The following is a 16,800-nucleotide window of genomic DNA, read 5'->3' as shown; positions in this document are numbered from 1 at the left end:
CAAGATATTTGATTTCTACAAATACTCTCAGTGCCGTTAATGTTAATTTTTTCAATCTGTATTGTGCAATCTTAACGACTTCCTATTCCTCTCGAATGAAATTCCCATGCCAGGTATGATACCATACCTGTCCTGAGAAACCATTTACATCCAGCATGCCGTACATTTGATTATTCTTCTTCACATCAAAGTGATAGTAGCCATAAAATGCTCCACTATCTTCTGCTTTCGTGCCGGAAAGTCGAGAAGCCAGAAATTGCTGGGCAGATGCCGTTGCCTGCTCTTTTGTCAGGGTCATAGCTCCTGGCTGTGTACCCATCATACCATATTTTGTGTTCCACATCATATTAGGGCCCATCTCAGGAGAAATAATACCACTATACTTATCTATTAGCATCTGGAATGCTTTGGTTCCTGTGCTTTTCTCTTTATATTCAACATAGAAGTTGAATTCCCATTCTTCCAAATCAGCAAGCTCCAGATCAGGATTATTCTGGACGGCAAGATATCTCTTTGCGATTTCCCCGGCTTGTTCCAGGCTGACCATGCTTCCATTTGGATTATATGGGATGCCGCCACTCACAAGCATATTCCCGCCCATCATTTGCATCATATATCCCATCATACCACTTGGGCCACCCATCATGCCTCCTCCCATCATTCCACCGCCCATCATACCTCCATGACCCATCCCTCCATAGCCTCCCCATTGCGGCGAATATCCCGTGAAAAGAGAGTAAACGGAGCTGAGAGCCAATCCAGCGATACCTACAACAATCAATACAATAGCTAACAAAGCAAGAGTTTTCTTATCCATATCTTATCTCCCGGTTCATTTCGAACCCCCCATACTATTTTTTCATAACAGGTCTTTCTTTTTCTCTTCGAATTCTTCTTTACTTATATCTCCTCTGGCATATCTTCTCTTCAAGATTTCAAGCGCTGACTCCTGTTCTCTCTTCGTTCCCACGCCTTCCCACAGATATTTGATAAGCAGCACTAACCCTATGATTACCAGTATCCAGAATATCAGCCCCAAAATTCCCCATATTCCGTAGCCCATACCATAACCGTCCATCATTCCATATTGCATAATTGACCTCCACTAATAACAATTGATTTAGTATATAATTAGGTTAACTGAGATTATATCTTTTTTACTGCTGGCATGTTGAATCTTTATTATCCATGATTACTCCGTCTTTCCGGCATGATACCTGCATTCCGCATAGGAGCACTGTTTATTCCTGTGACTATGCTCGCATTTTAGTTTCGATTCAGGAATATGCTCCATTTCTACGCTGAGTACCTCCCTGAAGTACTGTATCGCCGCCTCGATTGACGCAAACGTACTCCGCTTGCAGCACCTTACCCCTCTGTTGCTCGCAATGGCTACAAGCGCCCTTGAGGTCATCATATTCGCTGTCCGCCTCTCATGATCGGTCAGAGGGCTTGATTTCAGTATTATGCTAAGTGCTATGCCCGTTGCTATAGCTGCGGCGTCCGTGCCGTAAAGACCGCAGTAGCCTCCGGGCACGGTCGCGCCGCGCCGTATAGCTTCTTTGATGTCCTCATCGCTCGCTTTGCCTGTGAGATTTTTATAGGCAGTAACCAGAACTGCCGCTATCATGGCATGGTGCTCTGGACCGTGCATGGGCATGGTCGGGTGCTTCATTATCGTTCCTGCCATCTCAAGCGGGTTTTTTGAGCCCGATGACAGGCAGAACTGGGTGATGACATTTAATGAATCGCTCGCATGGCACTCGTTGCATACGTAGTGGCCTGCAGGGCAGTGAATGCTGGCTGATTCCTCTTTCCCGCAGTACGTGCATTTAACAGGGATGGCTTTTGTCAGGTATGCCAGCTCCCCTCCGCATATCATACAGTTTTCTGTTTTTTTGATGCTATCCATATTCAACTTAATAGATATTCTAATATATGAATATTGTTATGACATTTAGAATTCACCGAGCGTTTTCTGTTCCTTTTCCCCCGCCAGGTTAGCCACCCTTACCCCTACTCTTCTAAGGAGAAAATGATGCTCATTGAGAAAGGCTTTTGCAAGCTCATGCGCCGTTGACTTTAGGGTCTCAAAGTCCTTTGCAGGCGCGCCCAGAGTGCGGCTTTTGGTACGGGTTTTAAGATCGGTGGAGATAGCGATAAATGAAACGGATTTGAAACTGAGTTTCCGGGTTTCCAGTTTTCTGTACACGTCCTCTGAAAGCTTATCGACTGCATCAAGTATGACCTTCAGTTCCCTTGTATTTTCTTTCAATGTGATTATCCGCCCTATCTGCTCTGTGCCTTCGCGCTCCTCCACCTGTGAATCGTCTATCCCCTGCGATGCCTGCTTTAGCCATGCTCCTTTTGCCTGCCCGAACTCCCTGATAAGATCATCTTTTGATAGTTTTGATAGGTCCCCGATGGTTTTTACTCCAAGCTCGTTCAGTCTTTCACTTGTCTTTTTCCCCACGCCGATGAGGTCTGTGATTTTAAGAGATGATAAGAACCGTAATATCTCATCAGGTCTCACGACGGTCAGCCCGTCAGGTTTCTGGAAATCCGATGCAATCTTGGCAACAAGTTTATTCGGCGCTACCCCGGCTGAACATGTCAATCCTGTTCTCTGTTTTATCTCGTCTTTTATCCGCGCTGCAAGGAGTTTAGCTTCGTCAAAATCAGATACTTTTCCTGTGAGTTCACAGAAAGCCTCATCCACGCTCTCCTGCTCGAACCTCTCGCAATAACTCCTCAAGATTTCCATTACCTCATCAGAGATGCTGCGGTAAAGCTCCATATTGACGGGCAGGAATACTGCATCTGGAGCAAGCTTCTTTGCGCGATATATCGGGATTCCCGCTTTTACTCCCAGCTTTCGCGCCTCGTAATTGCTCGTGCTTACCGCGCCGCTGTCGCCGCCGCGCCCGGAATAGACGCAAATCACCACAGGCTTGCCTTTTATTTCAGGGTGCTCTCTTTCCTCGCACTGGGCGAAGAAGTAGTCCATGTCGATGTGGAGGATGATTCTGGAGATATTGTTGGACATTCCTTCAAAAGATAGCGGTTAGTAAATATAAACCTGTTATACTTCATACATTTCCGGCACAACACGCCGAATATATCCAGTAATTTTTGGAGCATGTCTTTGAACTGACTTATTCAAACACCGCAATAGCTACACCGACTTAAAGAAAAGCCTTATATGTATGCAATGCATACAATACAGACATGACAGAGATAAGCGTTTCTGCACGCATCCCGGAGGATGTTTTTAAGGAACTTGAGGCTTTTATGAGAGAAGAGTCCCTTGAAAAATCAGCTTCGATAAGAAAATTGCTTGCAGAGGGGTTGCAGCACTGGAAGGAGGAGCGTGCGCTGAAATCCCTGGAAGAAGGAAAAGTCTCCTTTTTAAAAGCTTCGGAAATGGCTGGGCTTTCTGTGTGGGATTTTACCGACCTTGTGCGTGAAAAGGGCATAGTCTGGGTCAAATCTGAGAATTTTATACATAAGGATATTAAAAAGGCGCTGCAATGAAACCGCTCATTTTTGATGCAACGCCGCTGATCTACCTTGGGAAAGTGAATCTCATCGAGAAAGTAAAGCATTTTTCTGAAGATAAATATACAACAAGATCAGTTTACAGGGAGGTTGTAGAAGAAGGGAAAAAGAGCGGGAGACCGGAGATTTTCATGATTGAAGCTCTCATTAAGAGCGGAACAATCAAAGTAAAAACACCTGCCAATAAGCGATACATAGAGCATCTGAGAGAGAACCCCAAGATCCATGAGGGCGACGCCGATGTCCTTGCGCTGGCTTCTGAGTTAGATGGCATTGCGTTGATGGATGATGAGGAGGCAAGGGGAATGGCTGAAATAGAAGGGATAGAGCATCACGGGACAATCTATCTGCTTCTCAGAATGATGAAAATGAAGCTGGTGACGAAAGAGGAGGCACTTGCAGGTTTGAATGAAATGATACGCATGGGGTGGAGGTGTTCGACGGAGTTGTATACGGAGATAGTGATGGCAATGAGGGGATAAATGGATTACTACTGGGCATAATGAAACTGCATATAAAAGATGAGGCGCTGGCTCTTTATAGAAAGTGTTGAATTACGAGTATATACTCATGATGAAACTACCCTACCATCCTCTTGCCTGCAGCACTTCCTTCTCCGTCAGATTCCTGATATCGATCCCCTTCATAGCCCCGCCGAGCCCTTTTGAGATCTGTGCAAGCATCGCTGCATTATCGTAATTGTTCACAGCTTCCACTATTGCTGACGCCATTTTTTCAGGATTCTCTGCCTTGAATATCCCCGAACCTACAAAAACCCCGTCCGCGCCCAGGCGCATCATCAGCGCAGCATCCGCAGGGGTGGCAATGCCGCCAGCCGCGAAGTTCACTACGGGAAGCCTCTGTAATTCTGCCGTTTCTTTCACAAGCTCAACCGATGCCTCTATTTTGCGTGCTACCGCTGTAAGTTCCTCAGAACTTTTGCCTTTCAGTTCCCTTATTGCACCCATGATGGCGCGCATGTGCCTGACTGCCTCTTTCACATCTCCCGTACCTGCTTCGCCCTTTGTCCGTATCATGGCTGCACCCTCATGTATCCGCCTGAGCGCCTCGCCCAGGTCGCGTGCGCCACATACGAAAGGTATCGTGAACCCGGTCTTATCGATATGGAAACTCTCATCCGCGGGCGTGAGCACCTCGGACTCGTCAACCATGTCCACGCCGAGCGCTTCAAGGATCTCAGCCTCAACGAAATGACCTATCCTGGCTTTTGCCATGACAGGTATTGTTACTGCGTCTATTATCTCTGCTATAACCTGCGGGTCTGCCATTCTTGCGACCCCGCCTGCTTTCCTGATATCCGCGGGTACTGCGTGGAGTGCCATAACAGCCACCGCGCCTGCTCTTTCTGCTATCTGCGCTTCCTGCGGAGTGGTGACGTCCATTATTACGCCGCCTTTTTGCATGCTGGCAAAGCCGCGCTTCAGGAGTTCTGTGCCGTGTCTGAGTTTTTCAAGTTGCATAATTTGTTATTCTTCCTTATAATCTGAGATATTATACTTTGCGCCCTTTATCCTTTTCTAAAACGGATTTAACCAGCACTGTTTTTATAAATCATCACTATTAGAAATACGATAACAGAGGTCAGCACGATCGCGCCGCCTGCGGCTAAATTGAAATAAAAGGAGATGATCAGGCCGGATACCACTGAAAATACCGCAAAGACCATTGAGGATAATATCGTTCCCCTGAAACTCCTGGAAACCTGGAGGCTCGTAGCAACCGGGACTACGAGCAGGGAAGAGACGAGCAGGACACCGACTATTTTCAGTGAAACTACCACTGTCACCGAGGTTAACACGATGAGCAGGGTATTTAATTTCTCCACGGGGATCCCGCCCGCTCTTGCAGATGTCTCATCAAAAGTGGTATAAAAAAGCTCTTTATAAAAAATAAACACAGCCCCTAAAACCAGTATACCCAGCCCAAAGATGATTTGCAAATCCGTATCATTTACGGTCAGGATGCTGCCGAACAGATAACTGAACAGGTCGACATTGAAGCCATTTGAAATGCTCAGGATAACTACAGCCACAGCAAGCCCTGCGGAAAAGAATATCGCTATAGCCAGGTCGCCATATATCCTGGCTCTCTTCAGGCTGTTGATACCGAGTGCGCTCAATACCGAAAATATCAGGGCTGATATTACCGGATATACATTTAAGAAAAGCCCGATAGCTATTCCTCCCAGGGCAATATGCGCAAGCCCGTCGCCGATCATCGAAAGCCTTTTTAATACTATAAAAGTGCCGATCGCTGAACATATGACAGCTATCATTAATCCCGCGACCAGTGCCCGCTGCATGAAACCATACTGGAAAATCTCAAGCATGCTGATCCCCGTGTAAATGGTGCACGAACCTCATGCCCTCAACAAGAGCCCCGGCAAAAAGCTCTTCAGGATGGCATCCAGGGAACAACTTCCTGTTGATGCAGGCAATTTTTCCGACACGGGCGGTTATGTTGCTGATATCGTGGGTCGCAAGTACCAGTGTGATTTTTTTCTCCTTGTTCAATCTCTCCAGGAAATCATAGAACTCTTTTTGCATGATGATATCGACACCTACCGTGGGTTCGTCCAGAATTAGCAAATCGGGCTGGCTTGATAGCGCGCGGGCTATGAATACCCGCTGCTGCTGACCGCCTGAGAGTTCGCCTATCCTTCTATTCTTATATTCGGTCATGCCCACTATTTCCAGCGCCTCATCGATCGTCTTCATGTCTTCTTTCCCAAGCTTTTTGAACATGCCTTTTTTTACGAACCTTCCCATCGATACGACCTCATGCACGCTTATCGGGAAGTTCTCATCAAAATTCAGGGCATGCTGGGGTATGTATCCTATCCTGTACCAGTCCCTGAAATCATGTATATCCTCACCAAAAAGCCTTATTGTGCCGCTCGTAGGTTTGATGAGACCGAGCATTATTTTCAGCAGCGTGGTCTTACCTGCGCCGTTAGGACCTATGACCCCTAAAAACTCCCCGCGCTCAATTACAAGATTGATATTCTCAAGAACGCGTGTATCGCCCCGTTCCAGGTTAATGTCCGTCATCTCAATAATTATTTCATCCATTTTCCGCCTCCAGCGCTATTTTGAGGTTTTTCAGGTTTTCTCGCATTATTGTAAAGTAATTCGCTCCCTGTTTTATTTGTTCCTCAGAGAGCCCTTCTATCGGGTTAAGTACGAGTGTCCGTGCACCAGCCTCGTTCGCAATAACCTGGGACAGCCTCGGATTTGCTAATGTTTCAAAAAAGATATATTTCACGTTGTTCTCCTTTGCAAGCCTGACAATCCCGGCTATTTTTGCAGGGCTGGGCTCTATGTCCGAAGATAATCCTGAAATTGCGATTTGCGTCAGGTTATACCTTCTTGCAAAGTAGCTGAATGCGCTATGTGACGTTATGAACACCTTCTTTTTGGCGGGGGCTAATCCTTTAGATATCTCCTCATCCAGGGCATCAAGCTCCTGCTTAAGCTCACGCGCATTATTGCTGTAATAATCTTTGTTCTGAGGATCTACCCTGATGAACGCCTTCTCTATGGCATTCACCTGATACTTTGCCAGGGTGGGGTCAAGCCAGATATGCGGGTCTGGCACCCCGTCTTCTTTAATTAACTCGATCCCTTCGCTTGAGTCCGTAATTATTAATTTCCTGGATTCTATCTTTTTTATTATCTCATCAATAAACGGCTCAAAGCCTGCCCCGTTATAAATAAATATGTCGGCAGACTCTATTTTAATAATATCCCTTGGAACTGGATCCCATTCGTGGGGCTCGACTCCTGCCGGAACAAGAATTGAGACATCAGCTTTATCGCCCCCGATGCGACTGGAAAATTCGTAGAGAGGATAGAAAGTCGTAACAACATTGATTTTTTCACTTGTTTTCGGCTGCTCGATGCACCCTGTTAGGCTCACAAGCAACACAGTGAGTGAAATAAGAGTAAATGCAGACTTTACAGAGTTCATCTCAGCGACCTCCCGGACAGCAACAGCAGGTATCACGGCTTATCCTGGTTCCGCACGGACTATGATCAGGATGAGAGAAATTCTTGCACAGTATGTCCACCACATCTTTCGTGACAAAATATTCAAATCTTCCGGCAGCCTCGCATGCGGTTTTTGCATCCATTCCCATACCTACCAGCATGCATACTATAAGTCCATGCCGCCTGTTTAAGAATTCTGCGTACTTGATACCTTTTTCTGTCAGGGAACAGCCGTGATAAGGTGTATAGGTTATCAGATCTGTTTTTGCGAGTTCAAGCAATATCTTGGTCGTCGTAGAAGGATCGACTTTGAACTTATCGGATATTTCAGTAGTCTTTACCTTTTTCTTCTCTTTAATGAATTTGAGATAGTCTGTCTTTTTCGGGGATAGTTCCAGTCCATTTATACCTTTCATATCTCCAAATTTGGAGTGACTCCAAATATAGTTATCGATCAGGTATAAATCTTAAGATTTATATCTTTTTTAATCCAACCCTGCCACCATTTTCTGCTTCCACCACTGTGAACCCAAGTTTTTTGAGATAACGTGCCGCATGTCCTTTCCCATGAAGCAGGATTTCTGTAATATCGGCGACTTCATCAATATCCGTACTTAAATTAAATGAGTCAAAGACCTCAATTTCAAGACCGCTTCCAGCCGCGATTTCCTTGTGCTTTATGAAACTTGCCCCGTAGTAATCCACATGGAAGCTTGATGGGTTGCGAATAAATAAGGCATTGGTGCCGCCCATCCTCCCCGGCACGATCACAACATCTGTAGCGGATGCCGCAATGTCCCTGATGTTCTTTATCGAAACAAGCGGAATATCTGCCATTATAATAAGAACTGGTTCATTGATCGAATGCGAGGACATTTTTCCGAGGTACTCGTTCAATGCCTCGTTCAGTCCTTTTTCAGTCAATACTGTGTTTAATCCTTTGACCTCGATGATCGAAGTTGTCAATAAGTCGATAACCCCGAAACACCCCGAGCCAAGCAGCGCCTCTGCAACATCATTGAGCATCGCCATTGCAAGCTCCTCTCGTTCTTTTTCAGAGAGAAGCTTTCCTAACCTCGATTTGGCGTTGCCCTTCTTGAACGGGATGACGGCTCTCATACCTCCAAAAGACTGGGTATACCGATAAAAAGCTTTGGAAAAGACCATTCCAGTGCGCCATGGTATGAGATAAATCCTACCAAAGTATTTATATACCATGAGTACATACATGCATACGTACGCTGCATGAACAATAAAATAATAGAGGCGAAAAACAAACTTAAAGAAATGAGAGAGCAAGTGAAAGAAGAAATGGAACATATACCGAGGGGCAACCCTCTGCAAAATATGTTAAGACTGTATTACCAGCCTTTAAGAATGAACAGTTTAGGTAAAAAATCCCAAATCGATGCAACAAAAGAAGATATATTATTACAATCAATAGATGCAGTGAAAGAGGAACATCCTGAGTTCACTCCTCAATACAATAGTAAATTTTTTATAATGAAAAAGTAGGCGGGATAAAAATTGTGTTTTGTCAAAATTGCGGGGGTATCTACAGGCGTAAAGTGTCATCTAATAAGATATATATAACATGACATCTTCATACGCCTTCCTCCAGGATTAATAATGAAAAAAGAAACAATACTACCGGAAACCAGAGACACTGCTTTTCGCGACCTCGTTCTAAAAACACCGGTCGGCGAGAAAATACCAACGTGCATGCAGTGCGGGATATGCGCGGGCTCATGCCCGGTTAGCCATGAGATGGACTACACGCCGCGCCAGCTTGTGCGCATGGTCCAGCTCGGGCTTAAACATCAGGTGCTGAACAGCAATACCATCTGGATATGCACGACCTGCTTTTCATGCTCGGTACGCTGCCCGCGGGGGATACGCCCGACCGAGCTTATGGAGACGTTAAAGCCGATAGCTATAGCCGAGGGCATAAAGAACAAGAATTCCAAATTTGATAGCATTTTCTCGGATGTGATAAAGAAGAGCGGAAGAGCTTCGGAGTTCCTGCTTATCTCAAAATACAGCCTGTCCGAACCCGGAATGATAAAACAGGCTCCTTTCGGTCTGTCGCTTATGTCCAGGGGAAAACTGCCGCTAATGCCTGATAAGATGGAAGATGCACGCGAACTTGATGCCATCTTTAAAACTGAAGAGGAAAAGAACGAAGAAAAAGCAGCCGATACAGGCGGGGAGGCTGAAAAATGAAATACTCATACTATCCCGGATGTGCGCAGCACGGCACTGCCATTGACTACCGCATGTCAGTAGAAGCGGTATTCCGCCGCCTCGGCATTGGGCTTGAGGAGGTCAAGAACTGGAACTGCTGCGGCGCTCTGCACGTACCCGACAGGAACGTACGAGCGGCGCTCTCGGCAAGAACGCTTGCCTCGGCAAATGGGCTTGATATAGCAACCCCGTGCAACCTTTGTTATTCAAACCTGATGCGCGCCAATACCGCGCTTGAGGATGCAACTTTAAAAAATATGATAAATGGAAAACTCAAAAATAAATACGACGGGAATACAAAACCAAAACACCTGCTTGAGGTCATAGTAAAAGACTACGGGCTTGCAAAACTGGCAGAGAGTGTCAAAAAGCCGTTAAAAATAAAAGCCGTACCCTATTACGGCTGCCTGCTGACAAGACCTGAGAACAGGTTCGACAGCCCTGAAAATCCTAAATCGCTGGACAATCTCATTTCGACCCTGGGAGCGGAGCCTGTAAAATACTATTATAAAACGAAATGCTGCGGGGGTCCGGTTCTCATAACGAATGAGGATTTAGCTCTGAGCCTTGCAAAAGACCTGCTTGCCATGGCAAAGGAATCCGGCGCAGACTGCATGGTAGTGACATGCCCGATGTGCCATCTCCAGCTTGATGCCAAACAGAAAGCAGTAGAATCAAAATATAATATCAAATATGATATGCCGATTATTTACTTCACACAACTTATCGGTCTTGCCATGGGCATGAGTCCCAGAGAACTGGGACTGGACAAGCATCTCGTTCCTGCTGATAAACTGGTTGCTAAGATAGGGAGGTAACAATGACAGAGAAAGAACCTGAGAATGTACAGCCAAAGAAGATCGGCGTGTACCTGTGCAGGTGCGGCGGGAACATAAGTGACGTTGTAGACCTCCAGGCTGTCGCCGATATGCTGAAAACGGATAAAAACCTGATCGTCAATATCCAGGATTACCTGTGCAGCAGCCAGGGGCAGGAGAGAATCAAGAACGACATCGAGAAGGGAAGAATCGATAGGGTCGTTATAGGTTCATGCTCGCCCAAGCTGCATCTTGAGACTTTCAGGAGCATGGCAAAGAAAGCTGGTATCAATCCGAACCTTCTTGAGATAACGAACATACGGGAGCAGGCGAGCTGGGTGCATGATAAAGCCGGCATTGATGCAAAGGTCAAATGCCTGATAAAAGGTGGAGTAGCCCGCATAGGCTCCATAGAGCCGCTTGTGCCGCTTGAGAAAAAGCTAGTCGATAAAACATTGGTCGTGGGCGGCGGCATAGCAGGTATAACCACAGCCCTTGAAATGGCTGATAACCATGAAGTGATACTGATAGAAAAGGCGCCTTTCCTGGGCGGACATATGATCGGTCTGTCCAAGACCTTCCCGACGCTGGATTGCTCCCAGTGTATTCTTACGCCAAAGATGGTAGCGGTGCACAATCACCCGAACATCACCATGCTTACACAGACAGAGGCTGCGGATGTAAAGGGAAGCCCGGGGGATTACACCATAACTCTCAAACACAGCCCGCGCTATGTAGATGTTAAAAAATGCATATCCTGCGGCGCATGTGCCAGGAAATGCCCCACAGGCGCAATATTCCTGCCTTTTGCCCAGGCTGTCCCGCAGGCATATATGATAGACATGTCCAAGTGCAAGCAGTGTGGCGCATGCGTGAAAGTGTGCCCGCGCGATGCCGTAAACCTGGAAGCAAAAGAGGAGACAAGTACTATCTCTGTCGGAGCTGTCGCAATAGCTACGGGTTTTGAGCCTCTTGACCTGTCGGTTATCGAAGAATACAACTATCCTGCACCCAACCTCCTGACTGCAATTGAATTCGAAGAGATGCTCTCGGCAAAGAGCAAGACCGGCATGAGGCTGCAGAAGGCGGACGGCTCATTCCCCAACCGTGTGGCTTTTGTGCTGTGCGCCGGAAGCCGGGATTTCACAGGAAGAGGAAAGAAATACTGCTCAAAGGTATGCTGCATCTACTCGCAGAAACAGGCTCAGCTTGTCATGAAGATGAAAGGCGATGCCGAGGCATGGATATTCTATATCGATATGCGTTCTGCGGGAAGGCGGTTTGAGGAGTTCTACCACCACACGCAGGAAAAAGGCGTGAACTACGTTCGCGGAAAAATTGCTGAAATAATCCCTAAACCCGATGGCACGCTCATGGTGCAGTACGAGGATACGAACCTCGGCATGAAAGGACGCGAGGTATTCGACATGGTAGTGCTGTGCCCTGCGCTCGTGCCATCCGCAGGAACAAAAGAACTTGCGGATAAACTCGGCGTGCCCCTGGGAGATGACGGGTTCGTAGAAGAAAAGCACGTAAAACTTGACCCGGTGAATACGTTGAACCAGTCAGCCTTTTCCGCAGGATGCGCGCTCGGTCCTAAGGATATACATGATTCAGTCACGGAAGGTATAAGCGCGGCGCATAAAGCCTCGCAGTTCCTCGGGAAAGGCATAATCCTCATCCCGCCGGAAAAACCCATGATCCTGGAATGCAACGGATGCGGGGATTGCGTGAAAGCCTGTCCTTATAATGCCCTTAACCTTGATGGCGGCAAAGCTGTGCTGTCGCCTCTTGCATGTACCGGATGCGGAATATGCGTACCTGCATGCCCGGTAAAAGGCATTGAGATACGGAACTACACCCGCAACCAGTTGAAGGCGCAGCTTAAGGCAATACTTGGCGAAGCGCCCGGTGTTATCGTGTTCCTCGACCCTTATGCCTATGCCGCCGCAGATATTGCAGGCGTGAACCGGAAGCAGTACTCTTCACTCGTCAGGTTCGTGAGCGTGCCGTCCATCCATATCCTGGATGCCGATGTTGTAAATGCAGCTTTTGAATACGGAGCCACAGGAGTAATGCTTATCGAGGGTACAACTGATGAAAAACTCACATCGCGCTCGGATGAGCTTTACAAGAAACTTAAAAAGGAGACAAGAAAACATAAGAAGCCGCTGCGGTATTCGCACATCGAGACTGCACAGTACGAAAAAATGACAGACCTCCTGAACGTGTTCGCTGCGCAGGCCGGCGCAAAGGCGGAGAAGAGGGGCAAGAAAGAGGAGAGCGCCGAGGTTACAGAAGAGTAAATCCCGATATTTCTCTGTGTTCTCTGCGCCTGGTATGAAAAAGTACAACAAAATAGGCATTAACAACGAACTCGTACGAACTGATACGAACTCCGGTTGCGTGAGTTCGTATCAGTTCGTACGAGTTCGTTGTTTAAATGGTGTCTGTTTTTCATACCAGACGCAGAGGCACGGAGAGCCTTTTTAAAATTTTTCAGTAATTATCCATCACCATTTTTACGGCGTTCTTATACTCGTACTTAAGAGAGTACACATTATGGTCGCCTTTTACATCTATTCTCAGGATGCCAAGCCTTGTGTTCATCAAACCCACCATAGCCGAGACGCCCCTGTAATTTACATCAAAGCCTTCCCTGACGAGGGAATCAAATATTTCCTGTGTGGTGTACGGCTTACTGTTCAGGAATAGTTTCAAAACAGACTTACGTATCCCTGTTTCATCGCGCATTAAATACTTTGTTACGCGCACTTTTATTTTCTCATTCCCTTCAGTACTCAGCGAGACCACCGTTTCCACTATTAAATTTTAAGAGTTTATACCTTTGCATACCTAAAGAGGGGTCTTTTCAACAGGCATTCCGTTTTTCATGGGATAGCGCTCGATTACCGCCACCCTGCATCCCGCCCTTTTCAGTTCTTCAGCCAGGTCCTCGGTTATCCACCATGCTGTCTCAATAGAGCTGTCCATGACGGAGTACATATCTTCCGTGACACCGGCATCTTTCAGGATGTCCAGACCATCTCCCTCGATGATGCCGTAAACAAGCGTCCCGTCCTCGGTTATCTCATCAAAATCACGCGCCGTTCTTTTTGCTATGCGTTTGAACCTCTCTCTGAGCTGCACCGCATCCTTGAACAGAGAAGAGCAGAAATGGAGCCTGCTGTTATTTAATAACTCAGCTACCTCTTTACTTCCCCTGACACCTGAAGAAACGTCATCTACAGGCACGAAGCCGCGTTTTTTAAGTTCATCAGCATTGGTTTCCGAAAATTCAAGCTCGTTCAGGTTCAGGAAACCTCCGACTTCTTCCAGCAATGATAAAATACCACGGAAATCCGCCTGTATGGAAGGAACCTCGATCCCGACCCGGATGCCAAGTTCATTCGCCTCAACGATGGAATCCCTGTAATGCGTCTTACCGATATTGGCCCACAGATGAGGAGGCGGATGGAACCTGAGTTCGTCCAACCCTGCGCTCCTTAACGATTTAAGCACTTCCCTGCCAGGCGCAAGAGCCGTGTACAGGTGGATATGGTGGGATTCACCGAACCTGTTCTTCAGGAGTTTTATATAGTACACGACGCGGTCAGGGTACAGCAGAGGCTCGCCTCCCGTTATCCCCGTTCCAAGAGCATCCATTAAGAGTGCTGCTTCAATTATATCATCATCCTTCTTAACCCGTTTCTCGTTTGCGAAGATTACGTCTTTCTCGCGCCTCTCATAAGATACAGGGCAGTAAAAACAATTCTTTCCGCACACCCCGGTAACGAAAAGAACCATCTTCGCCCCCTTGTAGCACATGCGGCACCCTTCGGGGAGATAATTAAAAAAAGAGCCGCTGTTATCCTTTTCCATAGTTACTTGCTTCGGTTGATGATATACTCGCCCAGTTCTATAAGTTTTCTTTTTGCAAGGCTTTCATCAAGCTCCTCAATATGACCTTTTGCAAGCTCAAATTCTTCCCGTGCCGTATTTTCCGCGTAACTTATAGAATCCGAAACAAGATGCATAAGCTCTCCGTTGTTGCATTTCATCATCCGCTCAATCGAGATGCCGGAATTCAAGGCATCAAGGATGACGATTGATGGTCTTCCCATGAAAAGGTCTTTTTTAACCGGTTTACCGAGGTCTTCTTCCCTTGAGATACAATCCAGGATATCATCGCGTATCTGGAATGCAATGCCGATATGGGTGCCAAAGCCGGTGAAGCCTTTTATCTGCTGCTCATTTCCCCCGCCTACGACCGCGCCGACCTGTGCAGCAGAACCGAAGAGCGAACCGGTCTTCCGGAAAGCAAGATCAAGATAACCCTTTTTATCCTTGGCAAAATCAACGAGTTCCATGGCTTCCCCCTCTCCCATGTAGAATAACGAATCTGCTATGGCATGGATGAGCCTCGGGTCGCGCGCCGCTATCTTCAGGGACAGGGCGGCAAGAATCTGGACCGTAAGAAGTGCCATGTCCGTACCCCACAATTTATGGATAGTATCCCTGCCGCGTCTTTTTTCTGATTTATCTATCACATCGTCAAGCACCAGGGATGACGAATGTATCAGCTCGATAGAAGCGGCTGCAAAGCTTGCCTCCCTGGCTGTTCCGCCCACAGCCTCGCTTGCCAGCGTGACAAGAGCCGGGCGTATCCGCTTTCCTTTTGAAGCTATGGCGTAAGCTACCGCAGCCCCGAGTTCGGGAGGTTTAATATTCTCAAGCAGAACCGGAAGCTCGGAATCGACAAGTGCTGCGCGCTCTGTTAAAAGCTCTTCAATGTCCATTACCTACCCCCCTATAACCGAAGCACACAAAAGAGTTTCTATTCAAACGCATATTCCCTTATGATTTTAACTTTATCGTAAATAGGCTTTTCTGAATTCGATTAATCTAATATGAATTTTCATGAAGTTTTAAATCCCAAGTTTACGCATTCTTTCAACAGCTTCATTGATCCTGTCCACGGGCTGTGTCAGGGCGAACCTTATGTAGCCCTCGCCGTATTCACCGAACCCTACGCCCGGCGTTGCCACGATCCCTGCCTTTTCAAGCAGCATCCTTGAGAAATCAAGCGAGCTCCCTTTAACACGAGTCCATACATAGAAAGTGGCTTTTGGCGGTTTTACTTCGAATCCCAATTCTTTTAACCCTGCCAGCAGGGCATCCCGCCTTTCCTTATATACGCCGTTCATTTCACGGACACAATCCTGGGGACCGTAAAGCGCCGCAATACCCGCCTCCTGGACAGCCTCAAACGCGCCCGAATCCACGTTGGTCTTAACCTTCCCAAGACCGCTGAGTATATCGCGGTTCCCGATTGCATAACCGATCCGCCATCCCGTCATATTGTATGTTTTTGAGAGGGAATGCATCTCGACTCCTATCTCCTTTGCACCGTTTACACTAAGGAAACTCGGCGCTTTATAGCCATCGTAGGTCATCTCCGAATAGGCATTGTCATGGACGACCAGTACGTCATTCTCGTTCGCAAAGTCCACCACCTCTTCAAAGAACTTTATGGAGGCTGTTGCAGAGGTGGGATTGTTGGGATAGTTGATAAACATAATTTTCGCTTTTTCCGCTACTCTTGCTGGTATTGCATCAAGGTCGGGAAGAAAATCGTTCTCCGCAAGGAGCGGCATTTTGTGGGGTTTGCCGTCCGCCAGTATCGTCCCGATGTTGTACACCGGGTACGCAGGGTCGGGCACGAGAGAAACTTCGCCGGGATTTAAAAATGCAAGAGGGATATGGGCTATGCCCTCTTTTGAGCCTATCAGGGTAAGAACCTCGTCCTCAGGGTTTAGGTCTACTTTCATGGTCTTTTTAATCCAGGCGGCAACAGCCGTCCTGAAAGCCAGCATCCCTTCGTAAGACGGGTAACGGTGTCTCTCGGGATTACTGACCGATCTTTTCATCGCCTCAACGATATGGGGCGGAGTGGGCAAATCAGGGTCGCCGATGCTCAGGTTGATAACATCAGCGCCTTTTTTGATAACCTCCTGCTTTGCTTTGTCGATAGCTGCGAACAAGTATGGTGGTAATGAAGTTATCCTGCTGGCGTACATAATCATTCGGGCTTTCAGATGTTTTTATGGTATATAAGATATGAGCCTTTTAACAGGGCACTGAAAAATACCACAAATTAAATAACAATA

20 protein-coding genes are annotated in these 16,800 nt (G+C 47.0%); 6 read left to right on the top strand and 14 right to left on the bottom strand.

Translation table 11 applies throughout. The annotated features are described in order from the left end of the window. Nucleotides 1–82: 82 nt before the first annotated feature. The 4 genes from MNV_RS08140 to dinB all read right to left on the bottom strand — a co-directional run bounded on the left by MNV_RS08140 (nt 83) and on the right by dinB (nt 3,046). Entirely contained in the window at nt 83–817 is a 735-nt protein-coding gene (locus tag MNV_RS08140; protein WP_096205103.1) for a hypothetical protein, read from the bottom strand. 42 nt (nt 818–859) lie between these two features. Next, nucleotides 860–1,093, bottom strand: coding sequence for an SHOCT domain-containing protein (locus MNV_RS08135; RefSeq protein WP_096205101.1), 234 nt, complete (start codon nt 1,091–1,093; stop codon nt 860–862). A 99-nt stretch (nt 1,094–1,192) separates the two neighbouring features. Beyond that, nucleotides 1,193–1,912, bottom strand: coding sequence for a DUF5714 domain-containing protein (locus MNV_RS08130; protein WP_143311701.1), 720 nt, complete (start codon nt 1,910–1,912; stop codon nt 1,193–1,195). 45 nt (nt 1,913–1,957) lie between these two features. Then, nucleotides 1,958–3,046 carry a DNA polymerase IV gene (gene dinB / locus MNV_RS08125; protein WP_096205097.1) on the bottom strand — a complete coding sequence of 363 codons (1,089 nt, stop codon included), beginning with the start codon at nt 3,044–3,046 and terminating at the stop codon, nt 1,958–1,960. A gap of 182 nt (nt 3,047–3,228) precedes the next feature. Here dinB and MNV_RS08120 point away from each other — a divergent pair, with 182 nt between their 5' ends. Together MNV_RS08120 and MNV_RS08115 are read left to right on the top strand one after the other, a co-directional pair. Continuing rightward, nucleotides 3,229–3,534, top strand: coding sequence for a UPF0175 family protein (locus MNV_RS08120; RefSeq protein WP_096205096.1), 306 nt, complete (start codon nt 3,229–3,231; stop codon nt 3,532–3,534). Further along, on the top strand, nt 3,531–4,040 hold the full coding sequence (locus MNV_RS08115; RefSeq protein ID WP_096205094.1) for a DUF3368 domain-containing protein: 510 nt from the start codon (nt 3,531–3,533) through the stop codon (nt 4,038–4,040). Before MNV_RS08120 ends, MNV_RS08115 begins: the two co-directional genes overlap by 4 nt. A 102-nt stretch (nt 4,041–4,142) precedes the next feature. Here MNV_RS08115 and pdxS read toward each other — a convergent pair whose 3' ends face one another. The 6 genes from pdxS to cofC all read right to left on the bottom strand — a co-directional run bounded on the left by pdxS (nt 4,143) and on the right by cofC (nt 8,687). Then, nucleotides 4,143–5,039 carry a pyridoxal 5'-phosphate synthase lyase subunit PdxS gene (gene pdxS / locus MNV_RS08110; protein ID WP_096205092.1) on the bottom strand — a complete coding sequence of 299 codons (897 nt, stop codon included), beginning with the start codon at nt 5,037–5,039 and terminating at the stop codon, nt 4,143–4,145. A gap of 68 nt (nt 5,040–5,107) precedes the next feature. Further along, a complete protein-coding gene (locus tag MNV_RS08105) occupies nt 5,108–5,908 on the bottom strand; it encodes a metal ABC transporter permease (protein ID WP_096205090.1) in 801 nt (266 codons plus the stop codon). After that, the gene (locus MNV_RS08100; RefSeq protein WP_096205089.1) at nt 5,901–6,650 is read right to left on the bottom strand and encodes a metal ABC transporter ATP-binding protein; all 750 of its coding nucleotides are present in this window, start codon (nt 6,648–6,650) and stop codon (nt 5,901–5,903) included. Before MNV_RS08100 ends, MNV_RS08105 begins: the two co-directional genes overlap by 8 nt. Then, the gene (locus MNV_RS08095) at nt 6,643–7,548 is read right to left on the bottom strand and encodes a metal ABC transporter substrate-binding protein (RefSeq protein WP_096205087.1); all 906 of its coding nucleotides are present in this window, start codon (nt 7,546–7,548) and stop codon (nt 6,643–6,645) included. Before MNV_RS08095 ends, MNV_RS08100 begins: the two co-directional genes overlap by 8 nt. 1 nt (nt 7,549) lies before the next feature. Continuing rightward, nucleotides 7,550–7,984 carry a metal-dependent transcriptional regulator gene (locus MNV_RS08090; RefSeq protein ID WP_096205086.1) on the bottom strand — a complete coding sequence of 145 codons (435 nt, stop codon included), beginning with the start codon at nt 7,982–7,984 and terminating at the stop codon, nt 7,550–7,552. Between the two features lie 58 nt (nt 7,985–8,042). Continuing rightward, entirely contained in the window at nt 8,043–8,687 is a 645-nt protein-coding gene (cofC, locus tag MNV_RS08085) for a 2-phospho-L-lactate guanylyltransferase (RefSeq protein WP_096205084.1), read from the bottom strand. A 126-nt stretch (nt 8,688–8,813) separates the two neighbouring features. On the opposite strand from cofC, the gene MNV_RS08080 reads away from it, so the two are divergent. The 4 genes from MNV_RS08080 to MNV_RS21005 all read left to right on the top strand — a co-directional run bounded on the left by MNV_RS08080 (nt 8,814) and on the right by MNV_RS21005 (nt 12,936). Beyond that, nucleotides 8,814–9,083, top strand: coding sequence for a hypothetical protein (locus MNV_RS08080; protein ID WP_096205083.1), 270 nt, complete (start codon nt 8,814–8,816; stop codon nt 9,081–9,083). 114 nt (nt 9,084–9,197) lie between these two features. After that, on the top strand, nt 9,198–9,791 hold the full coding sequence (locus MNV_RS08075) for a 4Fe-4S dicluster domain-containing protein (protein WP_096205081.1): 594 nt from the start codon (nt 9,198–9,200) through the stop codon (nt 9,789–9,791). Beyond that, nucleotides 9,788–10,630, top strand: a complete 843-nt coding sequence (locus MNV_RS08070; RefSeq protein WP_096205079.1) for a CoB--CoM heterodisulfide reductase iron-sulfur subunit B family protein — start codon at nt 9,788–9,790, stop codon at nt 10,628–10,630. The genes MNV_RS08075 and MNV_RS08070 overlap by 4 nt, the downstream gene beginning before the upstream one ends. A 2-nt stretch (nt 10,631–10,632) precedes the next feature. After that, a complete protein-coding gene (locus tag MNV_RS21005; protein WP_096205077.1) occupies nt 10,633–12,936 on the top strand; it encodes a 4Fe-4S binding protein in 2,304 nt (767 codons plus the stop codon). 193 nt (nt 12,937–13,129) lie between these two features. On the opposite strand, the gene MNV_RS08060 is transcribed toward MNV_RS21005, so the two are convergent. The 4 genes from MNV_RS08060 to MNV_RS08045 form a co-directional block, all read right to left on the bottom strand. After that, on the bottom strand, nt 13,130–13,384 hold the full coding sequence (locus MNV_RS08060) for a DUF2551 domain-containing protein (RefSeq protein ID WP_096205165.1): 255 nt from the start codon (nt 13,382–13,384) through the stop codon (nt 13,130–13,132). 102 nt (nt 13,385–13,486) lie between these two features. Next, the gene (locus MNV_RS08055) at nt 13,487–14,512 is read right to left on the bottom strand and encodes a radical SAM protein (protein WP_096205075.1); all 1,026 of its coding nucleotides are present in this window, start codon (nt 14,510–14,512) and stop codon (nt 13,487–13,489) included. A 2-nt stretch (nt 14,513–14,514) separates the two neighbouring features. Further along, the gene (locus tag MNV_RS08050; RefSeq protein WP_096205073.1) at nt 14,515–15,429 is read right to left on the bottom strand and encodes a polyprenyl synthetase family protein; all 915 of its coding nucleotides are present in this window, start codon (nt 15,427–15,429) and stop codon (nt 14,515–14,517) included. Between the two features lie 129 nt (nt 15,430–15,558). Next, the gene (locus tag MNV_RS08045) at nt 15,559–16,710 is read right to left on the bottom strand and encodes an LL-diaminopimelate aminotransferase (protein ID WP_096205163.1); all 1,152 of its coding nucleotides are present in this window, start codon (nt 16,708–16,710) and stop codon (nt 15,559–15,561) included. Between the last annotated feature and the right edge of the window lie 90 nt (nt 16,711–16,800).

Origin of the sequence: Candidatus Methanoperedens nitratireducens (genome assembly GCF_900196725.1) — an archaeon.
Taxonomy (GTDB): domain Archaea; phylum Halobacteriota; class Methanosarcinia; order Methanosarcinales; family Methanoperedenaceae; genus Methanoperedens; species Methanoperedens nitroreducens_A.
This window is presented reverse-complemented; position numbering and strand designations above follow the sequence as displayed.

Coding starts and splice junctions, on each gene's coding strand:
- MNV_RS08140 (WP_096205103.1), bottom strand. CDS start 817: ATGGATAAGAAAACTCTTGCTTTGTTAGCTATTGTATTGATTGTTGTA.
- MNV_RS08135 (WP_096205101.1), bottom strand. CDS start 1,093: ATGCAATATGGAATGATGGACGGTTATGGTATGGGCTACGGAATATGG.
- MNV_RS08130 (WP_143311701.1), bottom strand. CDS start 1,912: ATGGATAGCATCAAAAAAACAGAAAACTGTATGATATGCGGAGGGGAG.
- dinB (WP_096205097.1), bottom strand. CDS start 3,046: ATGTCCAACAATATCTCCAGAATCATCCTCCACATCGACATGGACTAC.
- MNV_RS08120 (WP_096205096.1), top strand. CDS start 3,229: ATGACAGAGATAAGCGTTTCTGCACGCATCCCGGAGGATGTTTTTAAG.
- MNV_RS08115 (WP_096205094.1), top strand. CDS start 3,531: ATGAAACCGCTCATTTTTGATGCAACGCCGCTGATCTACCTTGGGAAA.
- pdxS (WP_096205092.1), bottom strand. CDS start 5,039: ATGCAACTTGAAAAACTCAGACACGGCACAGAACTCCTGAAGCGCGGC.
- MNV_RS08105 (WP_096205090.1), bottom strand. CDS start 5,908: ATGCTTGAGATTTTCCAGTATGGTTTCATGCAGCGGGCACTGGTCGCG.
- MNV_RS08100 (WP_096205089.1), bottom strand. CDS start 6,650: ATGGATGAAATAATTATTGAGATGACGGACATTAACCTGGAACGGGGC.
- MNV_RS08095 (WP_096205087.1), bottom strand. CDS start 7,548: ATGAACTCTGTAAAGTCTGCATTTACTCTTATTTCACTCACTGTGTTG.
- MNV_RS08090 (WP_096205086.1), bottom strand. CDS start 7,984: ATGAAAGGTATAAATGGACTGGAACTATCCCCGAAAAAGACAGACTAT.
- cofC (WP_096205084.1), bottom strand. CDS start 8,687: ATGAGAGCCGTCATCCCGTTCAAGAAGGGCAACGCCAAATCGAGGTTA.
- MNV_RS08080 (WP_096205083.1), top strand. CDS start 8,814: ATGAACAATAAAATAATAGAGGCGAAAAACAAACTTAAAGAAATGAGA.
- MNV_RS08075 (WP_096205081.1), top strand. CDS start 9,198: ATGAAAAAAGAAACAATACTACCGGAAACCAGAGACACTGCTTTTCGC.
- MNV_RS08070 (WP_096205079.1), top strand. CDS start 9,788: ATGAAATACTCATACTATCCCGGATGTGCGCAGCACGGCACTGCCATT.
- MNV_RS21005 (WP_096205077.1), top strand. CDS start 10,633: ATGACAGAGAAAGAACCTGAGAATGTACAGCCAAAGAAGATCGGCGTG.
- MNV_RS08060 (WP_096205165.1), bottom strand. CDS start 13,384: ATGCGCGATGAAACAGGGATACGTAAGTCTGTTTTGAAACTATTCCTG.
- MNV_RS08055 (WP_096205075.1), bottom strand. CDS start 14,512: ATGGAAAAGGATAACAGCGGCTCTTTTTTTAATTATCTCCCCGAAGGG.
- MNV_RS08050 (WP_096205073.1), bottom strand. CDS start 15,429: ATGGACATTGAAGAGCTTTTAACAGAGCGCGCAGCACTTGTCGATTCC.
- MNV_RS08045 (WP_096205163.1), bottom strand. CDS start 16,710: ATGTACGCCAGCAGGATAACTTCATTACCACCATACTTGTTCGCAGCT.